The 17,768-nt window shown below is 62.1% G+C and carries 12 protein-coding genes; 6 read left to right on the forward strand and 6 right to left on the reverse strand.

Annotated features, from left to right (window positions below; all coding sequences use genetic code 11):
- The first annotated feature begins 127 nt into the window (after positions 1–127).
- Entirely contained in the window at positions 128–1,378 is a 1,251-nt protein-coding gene (locus A9762_RS00830) for an EAL domain-containing protein (protein ID WP_069340144.1), read from the forward strand.
- A gap of 100 nt (positions 1,379–1,478) precedes the next feature.
- On the opposite strand, the gene A9762_RS00835 is transcribed toward A9762_RS00830, so the two are convergent.
- Positions 1,479–2,942, reverse strand: coding sequence for a hypothetical protein (locus A9762_RS00835; RefSeq protein WP_139133012.1), 1,464 nt, complete (start codon positions 2,940–2,942; stop codon positions 1,479–1,481).
- Positions 2,939–3,601, reverse strand: a complete 663-nt coding sequence (locus tag A9762_RS28365; RefSeq protein WP_139133013.1) for a hypothetical protein — start codon at positions 3,599–3,601, stop codon at positions 2,939–2,941. Before A9762_RS28365 ends, A9762_RS00835 begins: the two co-directional genes overlap by 4 nt.
- 385 nt (positions 3,602–3,986) lie before the next feature.
- On the opposite strand from A9762_RS28365, the gene A9762_RS00840 reads away from it, so the two are divergent.
- On the forward strand, positions 3,987–5,939 hold the full coding sequence (locus A9762_RS00840) for a gamma-glutamyl-gamma-aminobutyrate hydrolase family protein (protein ID WP_069340146.1): 1,953 nt from the start codon (positions 3,987–3,989) through the stop codon (positions 5,937–5,939).
- 124 nt (positions 5,940–6,063) lie between these two features.
- Here the strand turns inward: A9762_RS00840 and A9762_RS00845 are convergent, their stop codons facing one another.
- A complete protein-coding gene (locus A9762_RS00845) occupies positions 6,064–7,170 on the reverse strand; it encodes an NADH:flavin oxidoreductase/NADH oxidase (protein WP_069340147.1) in 1,107 nt (368 codons plus the stop codon).
- Positions 7,171–7,346: 176 nt separating this feature from the next.
- Between A9762_RS00845 and A9762_RS00850 the strand changes: the two genes are divergently transcribed.
- Positions 7,347–8,285: a LysR family transcriptional regulator gene (locus tag A9762_RS00850; RefSeq protein ID WP_069340148.1), complete on the forward strand. Its 939-nt coding sequence runs from the start codon at positions 7,347–7,349 to the stop codon at positions 8,283–8,285.
- On the opposite strand, the gene A9762_RS00855 is transcribed toward A9762_RS00850, so the two are convergent.
- A complete protein-coding gene (locus A9762_RS00855) occupies positions 8,266–9,414 on the reverse strand; it encodes an ABC transporter substrate-binding protein (protein WP_083253516.1) in 1,149 nt (382 codons plus the stop codon). The two genes, A9762_RS00850 and A9762_RS00855, sit on opposite strands and share 20 nt — an antisense overlap.
- Positions 9,415–9,628: 214 nt before the next feature.
- Here A9762_RS00855 and A9762_RS00860 point away from each other — a divergent pair, with 214 nt between their 5' ends.
- Positions 9,629–11,068, forward strand: a complete 1,440-nt coding sequence (locus tag A9762_RS00860; protein WP_069340149.1) for an LLM class flavin-dependent oxidoreductase — start codon at positions 9,629–9,631, stop codon at positions 11,066–11,068.
- On the opposite strand, the gene A9762_RS00865 is transcribed toward A9762_RS00860, so the two are convergent.
- A complete protein-coding gene (locus A9762_RS00865; protein ID WP_069340150.1) occupies positions 11,035–12,144 on the reverse strand; it encodes a tartrate dehydrogenase in 1,110 nt (369 codons plus the stop codon). The two genes, A9762_RS00860 and A9762_RS00865, sit on opposite strands and share 34 nt — an antisense overlap.
- Before the next feature lie 107 nt (positions 12,145–12,251).
- Between A9762_RS00865 and A9762_RS00870 the strand changes: the two genes are divergently transcribed.
- Entirely contained in the window at positions 12,252–13,151 is a 900-nt protein-coding gene (locus A9762_RS00870) for a LysR family transcriptional regulator (protein ID WP_139133029.1), read from the forward strand.
- Positions 13,152–13,201: 50 nt separating this feature from the next.
- Here the strand turns inward: A9762_RS00870 and bglX are convergent, their stop codons facing one another.
- Positions 13,202–15,553 (reverse strand): beta-glucosidase BglX, encoded by a 2,352-nt coding sequence (bglX, locus tag A9762_RS00875; protein WP_069340152.1) that lies wholly within the window; start codon positions 15,551–15,553, stop codon positions 13,202–13,204.
- 360 nt (positions 15,554–15,913) lie between these two features.
- Between bglX and A9762_RS00880 the strand changes: the two genes are divergently transcribed.
- The gene (locus A9762_RS00880) at positions 15,914–17,488 is read left to right on the forward strand and encodes a glucan biosynthesis protein G (RefSeq protein WP_069340153.1); all 1,575 of its coding nucleotides are present in this window, start codon (positions 15,914–15,916) and stop codon (positions 17,486–17,488) included.
- Positions 17,489–17,768: the final 280 nt, after the last annotated feature.

The following is a 17,768-nucleotide window of genomic DNA, read 5'->3' on the forward strand; positions in this document are numbered from 1 at the left end:
GGTGCGACGCGTCACAAGACAGGCGGAAATCGGCGGAAAAATCGGGGACAATAGCGCGCGCCTTTGAGCACGCTTCTTGCTCTCCTATTCTGTACATATCCTTGCCGCCCCCGCGCTTGTCACGACCATGACCATGACCGACCTCGACGCCCCCGGACTCTTGCCGCCCCGACTGACGGCAGCCGAAGACGGTCGGCGCATCGTCATCTATGGCGATTTCACGATCTCCAGCGTCTTCCAGCCGGTGTTCTCGGTCTCGCACCGGCGCGCGATCGGTTATCACGCGTCGCTGCGCGCGCACGACGCACAGGGGCGTCACGTGCCGTCGCACGAGGTCTTTACGATGGCGGCGCGTCACGGCGACATGCTGGAACTGGGGCGACTCGCCGAGTCGCTGCATCTGGGCAACTTTCACGAATTCGACAGCCGCGATGCGTGGCTCTTTCTGAATCTGCACCCCGCCGCGCTCATGGACACGGTCTATGGCGACGCGCTCATCGCCACACTGAAAGCGTCGGGCTTGTCGCCGCAGCGCGTGGTGCTCGAAGTGCCCGAGCAGGCCGGTGGCGACACGCCGCGCTTCGGGGCCATCGTCGGCAGTCTGCGCAAGGCGGGCTTCCTGATTGCGCTGGGCGGTTTCGGCGCCAAGCACTCGAACATCGACCGCGTGTGGGATCTGCGCCCGGATATCGTGGTGCTCGATCGCGGCATTCTCGCGCAGGCGACGGAGCAGTCGCATCTGGCGCGCGTGTTGCCGGGGCTGGTGTCGTTGCTGCACGAGTCGGGGCAACTGGTGATGATGGGCGGCCTCACGACGGATCGCGAAGCGTTGATCGCGCTGGAGTGCAACGTCGACTTCGTGCAGGGGCAGTACTTCGCCGCACCGGATTTCGATCCCGTCCCGCCGAAAGTGGCCGCCGAGCGAATGGACGCGCTCTCGTCTGCGCTGCGCACCCAACTCGTCGAGCGCGAGCGTGCCGAGCACGCGCGACTGGCCCCGTATATCGCCGGCATCGAGTCGGCGGCCGCACGCCTCGCACAAGGGCAGGACATTCGTCAGGCGACGCACGATCTGCTGGCGCTGCCCGACGCAGCCCGATGCTTCCTGCTCGACGCTGCGGGCCGCCAGATCGGCGACAACGTGCTGCCGCACAGCCACTCGTCGCAGCGCGCCAAACGCTTCCGTCCGCTGCTGCATTCGGAAGGGGCGAACTGGGCACGGCGTCCGTACTTCATCGAAGCCATGCGCGCGCCCGGCGAAGTGCACTTCACGCCGCCCTATCTCTCGATCAACGAAGCGCACTTGTGCGTGACGGCATCGATCGCGTCTCCTGCCAAGCAAGGGCTGCATGTGCTTTGCGTGGACATCAACTGGTGATGACGACAAATCATGTCTGTGCGTCACCATGCCACGCAAGTACTTCGTGCCTCTGGAATTGAAATGTCGCGTTGGCAGCTCGACGCGCTTAGTTGGAGAGCTACATCCATATTGCTTGAGCTACCGTATTCTTAATGCGATTGAAAAACTTAGTTCCGATACTTGGCAATTTTCGAAGTCTATCATCCGGCATTAAGGCTAGGTCTTCAATTGTCACAATGCCAGCCTCCCGCAACGTAAGAATCTTTTGTTCGGTCAATCCATACGGGTAAACATTACGATTTCCTAATACTTCAATTCCCAATCTCAATACAGCTAAATTCCGCGCTGGGTCGGGTGCCGGAACGGCAACATTGAGAACATCGTTGGCCGAATAAATTTCAGCCGGTTCGTCTGCAGTCGCCGACCATTCCACGAATAGATCCTGCGTCACACGACGTTGCTGCACGTGATCCAGCAGGGTGCAAAGGTTAGACGCATATCGTCCTCCCCGACCACCTGACTTTAGCGTTCGTGAAGCTTCGCGTCGCGAGATGAATCCGACATACTCGAGAATCTCAAGCACTTTGGCGAGGCGATGCTGATGATCTTTGTGAAGCAAGAACGATGTGGCACGCTTCTCTGCCAAATGCTTGAATAGGCGATCCGCGACCTCTTGAGACGGATCCAGAAGGGGTTCGTAGATCCCAAGTTTAGGCTTCAGTTCGTCAAGCAACGGCCAATAGTAATCGGCACCAAGCCTAAGCAGACATGATGTGAGTTCATTTAGGCCGATTGTCTTGTGCTCACTGAGCATATTGCACGTAAAAACGAATGCTCTCGCATTACCAAGTACGGCTCGACCGAGGAATCGATAAATCCTTTCCTCGTCGGCAAGAACCGACTTTGTGAAGCGACCTTCCAAGCCTGCATATCGAGCGCGAATGACCTCGCGAAAGAACTCGGAAAATGCGGGAGTTCTCTCATCGCGCGCCAAATCAATGACAGTTGCGTCGTTGTATACGTCGAAACGAGTTCCAAACTTCGTTACACCGGGATAGATCGCCGCTTTACATGAAACGCCGTTACCAGAGAGCGTTCGAAATAGACCAAAAAAATCTCCGAGATCGGTTTCTCGTCCGATGTGCGCAGCATCATCGAACATCAAGACCAGTCTCTTCCGTATCATAGCTGCAAGACTAACAAGTGCGGACCGGATATCCTCAGGCCCTATACCTGGCGGTAGTCTCTCGGACACGCCTGTCTTGGCAAGTGCATCATTAACCGCATCGACAAGTAATCGAGTAAAAAACTGCTGATAGTCGTTACCCGACGCATTAAGTAGAGGCAGATGACGAAGGCTCAGATAGACAGGCAAGACGGTAGGCAGGGACTCATACGCGCGCCGCGTCGCCTCAATCAATAGAGCGCTCTTGCCGCTACCTCGTCCGCCACGTAGCAATACCGGACCATGAGCCATTAGGCTCTTGATAATTCTATCTTCATATTCTGTGAAACGATGAAGACGAATAAACTCCGTTTCTTCGCAGTCTTCTGCCGCAAGGACAAGTCCATCATCGTTCATTTCCAGAAACTCCCTATTCTATTTGCTATATCGATCGCTTTTTCCGCGTCCCATCTATAGAGAAAATGATCGCTAAAATGGCTCAACAATGCGAAGCATGTCAGTCGTTGCGCAACTGAGTGAAAATCATTTTCAATAGATATCGAATCGAAGACGGCTTGTGGATTCGAAAGCAATTCACTATGAACACCCTTTGAGAACTTGGAGAAAAGCCCCTCCAAATTACTACGAAGCTCCGCGCAAAATCTCTCTGGCTGCTTGCTTGAGAGATCGGACACCCACGCATGAACCACACCGGAACTTGCAATGGCATCTCCTAAGCGTTCGAATGCCGGTATCCAAATCACCTCGTTTGTCCAAGGGCCGAAAAGCGAACGACACCCGTTCTCTCGTGTATTGATAGCCCACATCTGATTGGGGGGCTTGTCAGGCGAAACGATGTCCCCTGACCACTGGATACCAGACTTACTTCGTGACTCGAATTCGTAGTATGTTGCCTCCTGATGTCGTTTCGCAGCTAAGACCCTGAAGGGATCGAGCCGTGCCAGCAAGGCGGTACAAGCCGTTTCAAGATACGCTCGCCCCAGGTAGGGACCATACATTGGGACACTATGAGAATTCTTCGGACTATTTTGTAACGCACGCGATGCGACTTCCATGCGGAGCAAGCGTAACCGGAGATCGCTCAAGACGCTCCGTAACTCACTAGCCGAACTCGCCAAATCTCCGACTACAATCCTATTCAACATTGCTGAGCCCCCCCGAACTCGCTCATGCAGATTTCGACGGCCGAAATTATCGCCTGAAACTATTGAAGATAACAGCCAACATTATCTGAATTATTGATGCAACCCACCCGCCCCGTGCATCTCTCGTACCGGTGATCGAGCCGCCAAGCTAGAAATCTGGCATCCGGGAGTTCGGTTTAGCGAGGCTGACTTCGTTGCGCGCACCGCACCTGTCGTGCGCGACGAGTAAGTTGAAGCGATAAGGGCACACTCCGATCTGGCGATCCCGGCCAGCGCCGTGCCCGGGACGTCGCTCATGCCATCACATCTCACACTCAATACGACGCCGACGCGCGCCACGGCAGATGCCGAAACGCCTGCGCAACCGCCGAAGGCGTCGTCGATCCCGGCGCAGCCCGCGCCGCCTGCCGCCGAACAAACCCTGAACCTGACGCCCTTGCAGATGAAGGCGTTCAAGAAAGGGTTGTCGTTTCGCGAACGGCAAACGCTGTTCACCCAGAACCCGGACGAACAGGCGACGCAAGCGCTCAAGGGCAAAATCTCCGCTGCACGCGCCGCGCCCATCAATCTGACGCGGCCCGTCGACCGGCGCTCCGCGCTCAGACATGCGGCCGACGCCATCGGCCATTTCTCGGCGAGGTCCGCGAAGAACATCGTCCGGTCGCGGGTCTCCGACAAGCTGGCCGAACCGGCCCCCGGCGATCACGGTGCCGCGTTACCTTCCGTCAACAAGGTGCAGTTGGAGAAGCTGATCGCGAAGGCAAAAACGGAAGCAACAGGTAGCGACACGCCTGTCGACGTCGCCGCACAACTGCGCGCCGCCGGGTTTTCGACGCGGATCTCCAACCTCACGCTCTCCGACAGCACGCTGCTCAAACACGCGAAGCTCGATGGACTGTCGTTCGTCAATTGCCACTTCGACTGGAGCCACTTCGGCACGGCCAGTCTGTCCGGCACGCGCTTCTCCGGATGCCGTCTGAACAATGCGTCGTTCATGAAAGCGTCGCTCGACAACTGCATCTTCGAAGACTGCATCATGCGCGAGACGATGATGACCGGCTCGTCGCTGCACGCCGTGACATTCCAGCGGTGCGACATCGTCAGCGGCAGTTTCGAAGACACGCACATTGCCGATTCGCGCTTCGATACGGTGACGCTCGCCGGCACCCATTTCCTCGACGCCAACGTCGCACGCTCGTCGATCCACAACAGCCATCTGACGAATGCGGCGTTCTTCGGCACGCTGCCGAACTTCGAGGTGGACGACGCGTCGCGCGACACCGCCGTGACGACCAAACCGCTCGCCGCAATCCTGATCAATCCCGAAGTGCGCGGCGTCACGGTGCCGAAGGTCTTCATGAAGCTCGATCAGGCAGCGAACAACGTGCCGTTGCGCATCACGATGCAGCCGCAATCGACCGAGCTGACGGCGATCAACCGCGAGATGGAGACCGCCCTCGGCACCGTCGGCGAATACACGCCTCACGACCTTCCCATCGGTCAGCGGCTGTTGCGTGAGATCGACGACCATCCCGACGCTCATCCGCAGTTATCGTCCATCGTCGCCAAGGCGCAGAAGCTCGGCGAGCATGTGAACGCCATCGTCCTGCCCGGCGGTGAAGACGTGCCGCCCGCCTTGTACGGCGCCACGCAGGAGCCGAAGACGAACTGGGGGGGCGACTACCGGCGCTCCGCGCTGGAACTGGCGCTCATTCGCGAGTCCACCAACAAGGGCATTCCGATGCTCGCCGTCTGCCGCGGCTTCCAGATGGCCAATGTGTACTTCGGCGCGCAAATGCAGCAGCACGTGGAAGGTCACAAGGGCCTGCAACGCTTCAAGCTGACGGAGGAGAGCCGCAACGGGCTGTACGGCGAGGCCATGCGCAAATCGATTCTGAGCACTGTGGCGCATCACCAGGCGATTCCCGTGTCGATGCAGGCGCCGGCGGGCAGCCTCAAACCGTCGGTCGTATACAAGGACCTTGTCAAAGCGGTGGAAGGTGCGCATTCGGGCGCGGCACCCGCCGTCATGCTGCAATTCCATCCGGAGTTCTATCGCGCCACGACGGCAGCCACGCTGCTCACCGAACTCGCCGATCTGGGGCAGAACATCACGATGTCGTCGACCAACAACGACTTCTGGAAAATTCTCTCCGATGCCTCCGACGCGCACCGCACGAAGAAAACCGTTCTCGAAGACCTCAAGCAGCCGCAGACGCTGCGGCCCGTGACTACCAGCGCGACCTGATCCGTCGCACGGGATACGACAACGCCCCCGGCGTCTTCCGACGTCCGGGGGCGTTGTCTATCATGCTTTCATGCTTTCGCCCGCCGAGTCGACGGGTCTGTGCCTGCGTGCATTACGCGGTGGATTACGCGGCGCGTTGCACGGCGTAACGCTCAAGCCAGTGCGCATACGGCGCGGGCAGTACCCACGACGGACGGTCCAGATCGAGTTCGCGGGCAGCGTAGTACGGCCAGTGCGGGTTGGCGAGCAGCGCGCGGCCGATCATCACGAGATCCATCTGCCCATCGGCCACCACGCGATTCGCCGCGTGCGGGTCGTCGATCCCCCACGACGAGGCGACAGCGATGCCCGCTTCCTTCTTCACGCGCTCGGCGATGGGCGCGAGGAATGCCGAACCCCAGGGAATCTTCGCTTCATACGTCGAGAAACCCACGCTCACGTTGAGCAGGTCGAGACCGCCTTCACGCATCTGACGCGTGAGTTCGATCGATTCCGCGAGCGTCTCTTCGTCGCGACCGTCGTATTCGAGCACACCGAAACGGGCCGTCAGCGGCAGATGGTCCGGCCACACTTCGCGCACGGCCGCCAGCGTCTCAAGCAGGAAACGGCCGCGACCGGCGAGATCGCCACCGTAAGCGTCGTCGCGCTGATTCGAATGCAGCGAGAAGAAGCTCTGCGCCAGATAACCGTGCGCGAAGTGCAGTTCCAGCCACTCGAAACCGGCGGCGAGCGCACGACGCGCAGCCGCCACGAAGTCGGCCTTCACGCGTGCGATGTCGTCGAGCGTCATGGCCTTGGGCACCTTGCCGAGATGCTTGCCGAACGCCACGGCGGACGGCGCAATCGTCGGCCAGCCACGCGAATCGTCCTCAGCGATGTGATCGTCGCCTTCCCACGGACGGTTCGCGCTGGCCTTGCGACCGGCGTGGGCGATCTGGATGCCGGGCACCGCGCCGTGCGACTTGATGGCCGCAGCGATGCGCGCCATGCCTTGCGCCTGTTCGTCGTTCCACAGACCGGTGCATCCCGGCGTGATACGGCCTTCGGGCGAGACGGCGGTCGCCTCCACGATCACCAGACCGGCGCCACCGCGCGCGAGGCTGGCGTAATGGGCAAGATGCCAATCGTTGGTCACGCCATCGACGGCGCTGTACTGGCACATCGGCGGAATGGCCACGCGGTTGCGCAGCTTCACGCTTTTCAGTTCAAACGGGGAAAACAGGGCAGACATGAGAATTCTCGATTCGGGGGGTTGTCAGGGGACAGCGGTGCCGGAGAAGGCGGAGCCTGCGGCCCACGGCGGCTTTTCCGGCGCCTCGACCGTCAAAAGGTCGACGTGAGCAATGGTAGACGCACATCACTATAATGGAAACCATCTACAAATTATCGATTCGATAACACTTCATTATGGTGAATCCTCAGTGGCTCAAATCCTTCGCCACGCTCGCCGAGCTGGGTAACTTCACGCGCACGGCCGATCATCTGAGCCTCACACAGGCCGCCGTGAGTCAGCACATCAAGCATCTGGAAGAGGAATTCGGGGCGTTGCTGGTGCGTCGCCCGCGCGCGATCGAACTCACGCCCGCCGGACAGGCGTTGCTCGTCTACTGCGAGCAGGTGGAGTGCGCGGCGCGGCATCTGCGCTCCAGTCTGGAGGACGCCAACGAAGAGTGCGGCAACATCACGCTCATTACGCCGGGCAGCATCGGGTTGTATCTGTGCCCGATCCTGCTCGACATGCAGCAGGCGAATCCGGCCATGGCGGTGCGGCACCGTTTCGCGCCCGACCGGGAAGTGCTTGAGGGCGTGTTACAGAATCACTTCGAACTGGGATTGGTGACGCTGCGCCCCGACGATCCCCGGCTCACGGCCACGCCGTTCACGCAGGAACCCCTCGAACTCGTGGTGCCGGCGGGGGAAGACGTGCATACGTGGGACGACCTCAAGCGTATCGGCTTCATCGAGCACCCCGACGGCGAGGCGATGTCCACACGCCTGCTGAGCCGTCGCTTCCCCGGCAATCCGGGTGTGCAAAGCTTGCCGTGCAAGGGTTGTACGAACCAGATCAGTCTGATTCTCGAATATGTCGCACGCGGTCTCGGCTTCACCGTCATTCCGCAGTACGCGCGACAGGCCTTCGCCTCGCAAGATGCCATTCGTGTCGTGGATTGCGGCCCGCCGGTCGTCGACACGCTATGGCTGATTCATCGTGCAGAGTGGCCGCTCTCGGCACGCGCGCAACGCGCCGTGGCGCTGCTGCGCGAACGGGTCGATGCACCGCGCCCGCGGGCCTTCGGCAGCGAGCGCGTGCAGCGTGTGCCGCGCGTCAGCGCGCAGCCTGCGTGAACTTGTTGAACGACGTATCGAACAGACCGCGCACGTCGAAGCCCTTGGTGAGCGTGCCGGTCTTCACGAAGTCGTCGACACTCTTCTGCGCTTCGGCAATCGCCGCATCCGTGAGCGGTTCGTAGCGAATGCGCGACGTGCTGAACCATTGATGCGCGAGTTTCGGATCGACGCGCGACTTACCCGCCCACACGTCGGCATAACGCTCGATATGACGTGGGTCCGCCAGCGACCATTCACGCGCGCGTTGATAGCGCTGCACGAAATCCCCCAGTAACTCGCGCTTGGTGTCGATGACCTTCTGTGTCGTCGACAGATAGCTCTGCGCCGCGATCAGCCCGCGTGCGGTCACCACCGTGCGCGCGCCCGCCTGACGCAAGCGCGTGACGTACGGCTCCCACGTCGCCGTCGCATCCACCTTGCCCGCCTGCAACGCCGCCGCCGAGTCGACCGAGGCGAGGTACGAGTACTTCACGGCATCGAGCGGCAAGCCCGCGGACGTCAGCGCCGCCTGCACCAGTTGCTGCGACCAGCCGCCGCGCGTAATGGCGACCGTCTTGCCCTTCAGATCGGCCACCGTCTTGATTTGCGTGTGCGGACCGGCGAGCAGCACCACACTGTCGGGACTGTCGCGATAGATCCCGATGACCTTGACCGGCGCGCCCTGCGCGGCGAGAAACAGTACCGGGCCGTCGCCTTGCAGGCCGATATCGAGCGCACCGGCGTTCACCGCTTCGATCACCGGCGTGCCTGCGGGAAATTGCTTCCATGAGACGGTATAGGGCGCGTCCTGCAACGCGCCGGACGCTTCGAAGAGGCTCTGTGCGTTGTACGCCTGATCGCCCACGACGAGCACCGGCTTGTCGGCCGCCTTGCCGGCAAACGGCAGAATGGCGGCGACGCTCAGCGCTGCTGCCGTAGCGCGGCGCAACCGCGTGCGCCAAAGCGGCCAGGCATTACGAGCCCGCGCACGCAGGTCGCGCTTCGCAGAGCGGGCCAGGGTCGCGCGCACCATCGCAGCCCGCGACGGCGGCGACACATAGAGCCCAAAGGCAATGGCGGACGCGGCGATAAACGCGTCCAGCACCGGGTTCACCGGCTCGGCGGCACGAAAGGCAGATGTCGTCATGTGTTATCGCCACGCGGGAAACGCGGCCGGAACAGTGGAGGATGCGCCAGTCTAGGCACGCGATCGCGCATCCCCAACCATCAATTGATGCGATCCATAGCGCGTCGCGCGCAGGTTTGCTTATGCGGGTTTGCTTATGGACTTTCGTTGTTTGTGGTCTTGCGCCCGGCTCACTTATCGTGACTGTCTACCGAAATCGAACGAGAGCAAGCTCATGAGCCAACCTGCCCGCAAACTCCGGCTGGGCGCCTACATGTCGGGTTCCGGCGTGCAGGGCGATAGCTGGCGTCACCCCGATACCGACACCGATGCCTATTCGCAATTCGCACGCTATCGTCATTACGCCCAGGAACTCGAACGCGGTTACTTCGACGCGCTGTTCTTCTTCGACAACCTCTTCGTATCAACGGACCCGATCGCGCTCGCCCACAGCCCCGGCGCACCGCGCTGGGACCCTGTCGTACTGCTCGCCGGACTGGCCGGTGCGACGAAGCACATCGGCCTTGTCGCCTCCGTGAGTACGACCTACAGCGAGCCTTACAACGTAGCGCGCGCCTTCGCGTCGCTCGACCATCTGTCGGGCGGTCGAGCCGGGTGGAATCTGGTGACGTCCACGGGCGGTGGAGAGAACTTCAATCGCGACGATCACGTCGATCATGCCGTGCGCTACGAGCGCGCGAACGAGTTTTACGACGTGGTCACGGGCCTGTGGGACAGCCATGCCGACGACGCCTTCCCGCGCGACAAGGCGACCGGCCAATGGGCCGACCCGTCACGGATTCGCACACTGGATCATCGCGGCAAGCACTTCCGTGTACGCGGGCCGCTCAGCGCGCCGCGCCCGGTGCAGGGCTGGCCGGTGATCGCGCAGGCCGGATCGAGCGAAGCGGGACGCGAACTGGCCGCACGCGCAGGTGAACTGCTTTACACGGCCGCGCAGGACATCGAAGATGCGCGCGCCTTCTATGCGGACGTGAAGACGCGTGCGCTGAAGTACGGCCGCAGGCCGGAACACATCTTTATTCTGCCGGGCGTCTCGCCCATCGTGGGACGCACGCAAGCGGAAGCGGAAGACCTCTACGACAGCCTGCTTTCGCATCGCGATCCGGCGGTCGTGCTGAACGCGCTCACGAACTACGCGAGCCTCGGCATCGATCTCGCCAGTCTGCCCTTCGATGCGAAAGTGCCGCTCCCCGACACGGTGCCGGAGACGAACTCGCACAAGAGCCGTCAGAAGCTGCTGGTGGACTGGATACGACGCGAGCAGCCGACGGTGCGTCAGCTTTACACGCGCTTTACCGGAGGTGGGCACCGGGTGCTGGTTGGCACGCCGCAATCGATTGCGGACGACTTCCAGCACTGGTTCGAGACGGGCGCGGCCGACGGCTTCAACATCATGTTCCCGAGCGCGCCCGTGGGGATTACGTCCTTCGTCGATCTGGTGGTGCCGGAGTTGCAGCGGCGCGGCCTGTTCCGCACGCAGTACGAAGGCCGCACGTTCCGCGAAAACCTCGGTGTTCCGGCGGTGCCCAACCGTTACTTCCCGCCGCGCGACGTTGCATCGGCAGCGGGAGGCACGGCGGCGACCTCACTCGATCAGCGGGTCGATCAGTCAGCCAATCAGCCAGCCGACACGACGGCCGCAATCGCCTGACCGACTTCGGTCGTGTTCGCGCGCCCGCCCATGTCGCCGGTGCGCGGACCGTCCTTGATCACCTGCGTGATGGCCGCGAGGATCGCATCGTGCGCGTCGCGCGTGCGTTGATCGCCGCGACCGATGAAGTCGAGCATCATCGCGGCGGTCCAGATCATGCCGATCGGGTTGGCAATGTTCTTGCCCGCAATGTCCGGCGCCGAGCCGTGCACCGGTTCGAACAGTGACGGGAACTTGCCTTCCGGGTTCAGGTTGCCCGACGGCGCAATGCCGATAGTGCCGGTACACGCCGGGCCGAGGTCCGACAGGATGTCGCCGAACAGATTCGACGCGACGACCACATCGAAACGATCCGGATTGAGCACGAAGCGCGCGCACAGAATGTCGATGTGCTGCTTGTCCCACGTGATGTCGGGATACTTCGCGGCCGTCTCGGCGGCACGCTTGTCCCACCACGGCATGGAGATCGAGATGCCGTTGCTCTTGGTCGCGACGGTCACGTGCTTGCGCTCGCGCTGCTGTGCGAGATCGAATGCGAACTTCAGCACGCGCTCCGTGCCGTGACGCGTGAACACCGACTCCTGCACGACGAACTCGCGCTCCGTGCCCTCGAACATCACCCCGCCGACCGACGAGTACTCGCCTTCGGTGTTCTCGCGCACGATCATGAAATCGATGTCGCCCGCCTTGCGATTCGCCAGCGGTGACGGCACGCCGTCAAACAGCCGTGCGGGACGCAGATTGATGTACTGATCGAACTCGCGACGGAACTTCAGCAACGAGCCCCACAGCGAGATGTGATCGGGCACCGTCTCGGGCCAGCCCACCGCGCCGAAGAGAATCGCGTCCACGCCGTCGAGTTGCTGCTTCCAGTCGTCCGGCATCATCTGACCATGCTCGACGTAGTAATCGCAGCTCGCCCACTCGATGTGCTGATACTCGACGGGAATACCGAAGCGCTTGCTGGCTGCGTCGAGCACGCGCAGGCCTTCCGGCATCACTTCCTTGCCGATGCCGTCGCCCGGGATCACGGCGATCTTGAACGGACGCTGGGCGCGTTGGGACGTTTCGGTCATGCTCTTGTCTCCTGGACGTTTGATGGATGCCGCTAGATTATTCCATTCCAAGGCGGATAAAATCCCTCAATCGGTTAATCCACTATCCACGAATCGTGAATAAACCCCTGCCCGTCAATCCCAATCTCGACGACCTGCGCGTGTTCTGTCAGGTCGCGCGCCGCGCCAGCTTCTCCGCCGCCGCCGAGGCGCTGGGGGTCTCGCCCGCTTATGTCAGCAAGCGCGTGGGCATGCTGGAGGCCGATCTCGGCACGCGGCTGCTGCATCGCTCGACCCGGCGCGTGGCGATCACCGACGCAGGCGAGCGTGTCTACGCATGGGCCGAGAAGATTCTCGACGACGTGAATCACCTGATGGAAGACGTATCGAGCACGCGTCAGGTGCCGCGCGGCACGCTGCGGGTGTCGAGCAGCTTCGGGTTCGGGCGGCACGTGGTGGCGCCCGCCATGTCGCGATTGCGCGCGCTGCATCCGCAACTCAATGTGCGACTGGATCTGTTCGACCGGATCGTCGATGTGGCCGCGGAAGGCTACGATCTCGACGTGCGCATCGGCGACGAGATCGCCCCGCACCTGATCGCGCGCAAGCTGGCGGACAACCACCGCGTGCTCTGTGCGTCTGCCGCGTATCTGGAGGCGCACGGCACGCCGCGCCAGTTGAGCGATCTGGCCGGGCATGCCTGCATCGTCATCAAGGAGCGCGATCACCCGTTCGGCATGTGGCGCTTGCAGCAGCGCGGCGAAGCCCTCTCGCTCAAGGTGACGGGGCCGCTCTCGACGAACCACGGGGAGGTCGCCGTGCAGTGGGCGCTCGACGGTCAGGGCATCGTGCTGCGTTCGATGTGGGATGTGGGGGCGCTGATCGCGCGCGGGGATCTGGTGCAGGTGCTGCCGGACGTCACGCAGCCGGCCAACGTGTGGGCGGTGTATCCGTCGCGCGTGGCCTCGTCGGCCAAAGTGCGCGCCTGCGTGGAATTCCTCGCGGGGGAATTCCAGACGCAGGCGTGAGGTCCGGTGAAGTCGGCAACGGGCGACGTTGCCGACACCTTATCGAAACCTTACTGAAGCGTGAACGTCGCCTGCTCGACCTGCTGCGAGTCGAGCCCGATCTGCACGTTGAAGTCGCCCGGCTCGGCCACGTATTGCAGCTTCGCGTTGTAGAACTTCAGCAGGCTTTCGTCGATGGCGAAATGCACGGTGCGCGCTTCGCCCGGCTTCAGGTTCACGTTCTGAAAGCCCTTCAGCTCCTTGATCGGACGCACGATCGACGCCGCGACGTCCTGCAAGTACAACTGCACGACGGTCTCGCCTTCACGCTTGCCCGTGTTACGCACGGTCACGCTCGCATCGAGCTTGCCACCGCTCGTGAGCGTCCTCGCCGAGAGTTTGACCTTCGAGACATCGAACGTCGTATAGCTCAGGCCGTAGCCGAATGCATACAACGGGCCGGAGTCTTCCTCAAAGTATTGCGACGTGTAGTTCGCCGGCTTGCCCGGCGTGAACGGACGGCCGATGCGCAACTGGTTGTAGTACGTCGGAATCTGCCCGATGGAGCGCGGGAACGAGATCGGCAGCTTGCCCGACGGGTTGTAATCGCCGAACAGCACATCCGCAATCGCATGGCCGCCTTCGGTGCCGGCGTACCAGGTTTCGAGCATGGCGTCGGCGTTCACCTTCGCCCAGTTCAAATCGAGCGGACGACCGTTCATCAGCACGACGACCAGCGGCTTGCCCGTCGCCTTGAGCGCCTGCAACAGCGCCAGTTGACTGCCCGGCAGCATCAGGCTCGTTCGGCTCGATGCCTCATGCGACATGCCGCGCGACTCACCCACGGCCACGACCAGCGTATCGGCGTTGCGAGCGACCTGCACCGCTTCGTCGATCATCTGCTGCGGCGTGCGCTTGTCCTGCACGACTTCCGGGTTGTCCCAGTCGAGGAAGTTGAGGTACTCGACCACACGCGGGTCGTCGGTGATGTTAGCGCCGCGTGCATATGTCACCTGAGCGTTCGTGCCCAGTGCGTCGCGCACGCCTTGCAGCAGCGAGACCGCCTGCGCGGGCTTACCCGCCGCCGACCAGCTACCGAGCATGTCCAGTTTCGAATCGGCGAGCGGACCAATCACCGCCACCTTGCCTGTCTTGCGTAGCGGCAGCGTGTCGTGCTGGTTCTCCAGCAGGACGAGCGAGCGACGCGCGATGTCGCGCGCGGCATCGCGATGCAGACGGTCTTCCGCATTCACGTCCTTCGGATCCTGCGCGGCGTTGCCGATGCGACGATAGGGATCCGCGAACAGCCCCATGTCGTACTTCGCACCGAGCACCTCGCGCACGGCGCCGTCGATCACGCTCACCGGCACGTCGCCCGACTTCACGAGATCGGGCAACTGCTTGAGGTACTGCTGATCGGCCATGCTCATGTCCACGCCGGCCTCGATCGCGAGTTTGGCGGCTTCGCGGCCGTCCTTGGCGACACCGTGGCGCATCAGCTCTTCGATGGCGCCGTGATCGCTCACCGTCACGCCCTTGAAACCCCACTCGCCGCGCAACACGTCGCGCAGCAGCCATTTGTTCGACGTGGCGGGCGTGCCGTTGATCGAGTTCAGCGCAATCATCACGCCGCCCGCGCCCGCGTCGATACCCGCGCGATACGGCGGCAGATAGTCCTGATACATGCGCATCGGGCTCATGTCGACCACGTTGTAATCGCGCCCGCCCTCCACGGCGCCGTACAACGCGAAATGCTTCACGAACGCCATCAGGCTGTCCGGATTGGCGGGCGACGTGCCTTGAAACCCTTCGACACTCGCGCGAGCGCTTTGCGACACCAGATAGGGATCTTCACCGAAGCCCTCGGAGGTGCGTCCCCAGCGCGGATCGCGCGAGATATCGACCATCGGGGCGAACGTGGCGTCCACGCCGTCGGCACCCGCTTCCACGGCGGACACGCGCGCCGCGCGCTTCACGACATCCATATTCCAGCTCGACGCGAGACCAAGGCTGATCGGGAACACCGTGCGATGCCCGTGCACGATGTCGTACGCGAAGAACATCGGAATCTTCAGGCGGCTTTGCTTGACGGCCGCCTCCTGCAACGGACGGTTCTCGTTGCGCGTGACCGAGTTGAACGTCCCGCCCACGCGACCGGCGGCGATTTCCTTGATGAGTTGCGGCTGCGGCATCTCCGAGCCGATGCTGATCAGGCGCAACTGGCCGATCTTCTCTTCGAGCGTCATGCGCGCGATGAGATCGTCGACGAAACGCTGCTTGGCAGCGGCCGACGGCATGGCGACGGGAACGTCGCCCTGGTTACCGTTGTCGGAGGCTTGAGCGGTGCTGGCAAAGGCCGGTGCCTGCATGACGACGGCGGTACCTGCGGCGAGACTGGCCGCGAGGGCCAGTGCGGAGAACATTCTCATCTGATGGCGATCCAATGTGGCGCGACGGGTCGTGATCCGCAATGCCGGGCGTCATCTGCCGCTGCATCGAACCTCGTCCCCGCCGTATCAACTGGAGTTATGCGACGCAGCACATCGAAATCAAAAACGAAATCGATACCTGCCGGGATGCATAACGCGAAGTGCGATACTTTGCCACAATTGGTATTTTCTGAGAGATTTCGCTTCGTTTTCGACGAAAACCGTTACGTACTAACGCAACCGCGAACGCACCGCGGTTTTCGCCCGCCCAAGCCGGGCAGAACGGCACGCACGGTATGCTGTGCCGTCAAGCCCTAACAACTGGAGAGATTCGTGGTTTCGTTTTCCCCCGCCATGTCCTGGCAACGACGCGCACGCGCGCTCGTGCCCACGCTCCTGGCCGGTGCCGCCCTGCTGGGTGCCGCGCATGCCCACGCGTTCTCCCTCGACGATGTGACCGCTCGCGCGAAAGCGCTCGCCGACAAGCCCTACGCGGCCCCGGTAAGCAACCTCACGCCCGCCTTCGCGAAGATGCAGTTCGGCGACTACATCAAGATCCAGCCGCGCCGCGAAGCGTTCGAATGGAACGATCAGCCCACCGCGTTCAAGCTCGGCTTCTATCATCAGGGCATGCAGTTCAGCACGCCGGTGAAGATCAACGAAATCGTCGGCACCGGCAGCAACGCGAAGATCGACGAGATCAAGTACGACAGCAACCGCTTCGACTTCGGCGACCTCAAACTCGACCGCAGCGCCACGCATAACCTCGGTTACGCGGGCTTTCGCGTGCTGTATCCGATCAACGAACCGGGCAAGCTCGACGAGATCATGAGCGTGCTCGGCGCGAGTTATTTCCGCGTCATCGGCAAGGGCCAGATCTACGGCCTCTCCGCACGCGGACTCGCCATCGATACCGGCCTGCCCATCGCTGAAGAATTCCCGGCGTTTCGCGAGTTCTGGATCGAGCGTCCGAACGCGGGCGACAAGCATCTCGTGTTCTACGCCCTGCTCGACTCGAAGCGCGCGACCGGTGCGTATCGCTTCGATCTCACACCGGGAGACGATTCGCTGCTGAAAGTGCAGGCGCGCGTGTTCATGCGCGACAAGGTGACAAAGCTCGGCATTGCACCGCTCACCAGCATGTTCCTGTTCGGGCCGAATCAGCAGCGCGATCCGTACAACTTCCGTCCCGCACTGCACGACTCCAACGGTCTGGCGATTCACGCGGGCAATGGCGAGTGGATCTGGCGTCCGCTGAACAATCCGCGCAACCTCGCGATCAGCCAGTTCCAGGTGACGAATCCGCGCGGCTTCGGTCTGCTTCAACGCGGACGCGATTTCTCGCAGTACGAAGACCTGAAGGATCGCTACGATCTGCGCCCGAGCGCATGGGTCGAGCCGCAAGGCGACTGGGGCAAGGGGCATGTCGAACTGGTCGAGATTCCGTCGCCGGACGAGACCAACGACAACATCGGCGCGTTCTGGACGCCTGACCAACTGCCGCCCAAGGGCCAGCCGTTACAAGCCGATTACACGATCCGCTGGACGATGAACGAGCGCGACATCATCGACCGCAATCTCGCCTGGGTGAAGCAGACGCTTCGCACCGCCGGTGAAATCACGCAGGCCAACCTGATTCGTCACTTCGACGGCAGCACCGGCCTGATCGTGGACTTCGACGGCGGCCCGCTCGCCACGCTGCCCGCCGGTTCGGTCACGCCGCAAGTCAGCGTGAGCGACAACGCCACGATCATCGAGCAGACGCTGCAACCGAACCCGGTCACGCATGGCATGCGCCTGAACCTGCGCGTCATGGTCAAGGACCCGGCCAAGGTCGTGGAACTGCGTGCGGCACTCGTCTCCGGCGGCAAGCCGATCAGCGAGACCTGGAGCTATCAGCTCCCGCCGTTCTCGGTGGCCAAGCAATAAGTTGCATTAAATCCTGCCGTGCGGCGACGCTCTGTCGCCGCACTTTCCCTCCCCCGACGACCGTCACCCGCCTCAATTAAACAGGCACTTACGAATCGGGTTTTCTCATGTAAAACCCTAGCCACTGCAAATTTGCCTTGCAGTCGACGGGCATTTCGCGTTTACTGCATGCACAATATTGCATAAATAACCACCCTCCGTTGTGCATAGAGGTGGTTTGCTTCATCGACGCCGGTCACCGGTCGTCGAAGGGGCTCGGCCTCGGTGCCGCTTGCGTCGG

Source organism: Pandoraea sp. ISTKB (assembly GCF_001721285.1).
Lineage (GTDB): Bacteria > Pseudomonadota > Gammaproteobacteria > Burkholderiales > Burkholderiaceae > Pandoraea > Pandoraea capi.

Excerpts from the sequence above, each read along its gene's own strand:
- A9762_RS00830 (WP_069340144.1), top strand. The coding sequence starts at position 128 with ATGACCATGACCGACCTCGACGCCCCCGGACTCTTGCCGCCCCGACTG.
- A9762_RS00835 (WP_139133012.1), bottom strand. The coding sequence starts at position 2,942 with ATGAACGATGATGGACTTGTCCTTGCGGCAGAAGACTGCGAAGAAACG.
- A9762_RS28365 (WP_139133013.1), bottom strand. The coding sequence starts at position 3,601 with ATGGAAGTCGCATCGCGTGCGTTACAAAATAGTCCGAAGAATTCTCAT.
- A9762_RS00840 (WP_069340146.1), top strand. The coding sequence starts at position 3,987 with ATGCCATCACATCTCACACTCAATACGACGCCGACGCGCGCCACGGCA.
- A9762_RS00845 (WP_069340147.1), bottom strand. The coding sequence starts at position 7,170 with ATGTCTGCCCTGTTTTCCCCGTTTGAACTGAAAAGCGTGAAGCTGCGC.
- A9762_RS00850 (WP_069340148.1), top strand. The coding sequence starts at position 7,347 with ATGGTGAATCCTCAGTGGCTCAAATCCTTCGCCACGCTCGCCGAGCTG.
- A9762_RS00855 (WP_083253516.1), bottom strand. The coding sequence starts at position 9,414 with ATGACGACATCTGCCTTTCGTGCCGCCGAGCCGGTGAACCCGGTGCTG.
- A9762_RS00860 (WP_069340149.1), top strand. The coding sequence starts at position 9,629 with ATGAGCCAACCTGCCCGCAAACTCCGGCTGGGCGCCTACATGTCGGGT.
- A9762_RS00865 (WP_069340150.1), bottom strand. The coding sequence starts at position 12,144 with ATGACCGAAACGTCCCAACGCGCCCAGCGTCCGTTCAAGATCGCCGTG.
- bglX (WP_069340152.1), bottom strand. The coding sequence starts at position 15,553 with ATGTTCTCCGCACTGGCCCTCGCGGCCAGTCTCGCCGCAGGTACCGCC.
- A9762_RS00880 (WP_069340153.1), top strand. The coding sequence starts at position 15,914 with ATGTCCTGGCAACGACGCGCACGCGCGCTCGTGCCCACGCTCCTGGCC.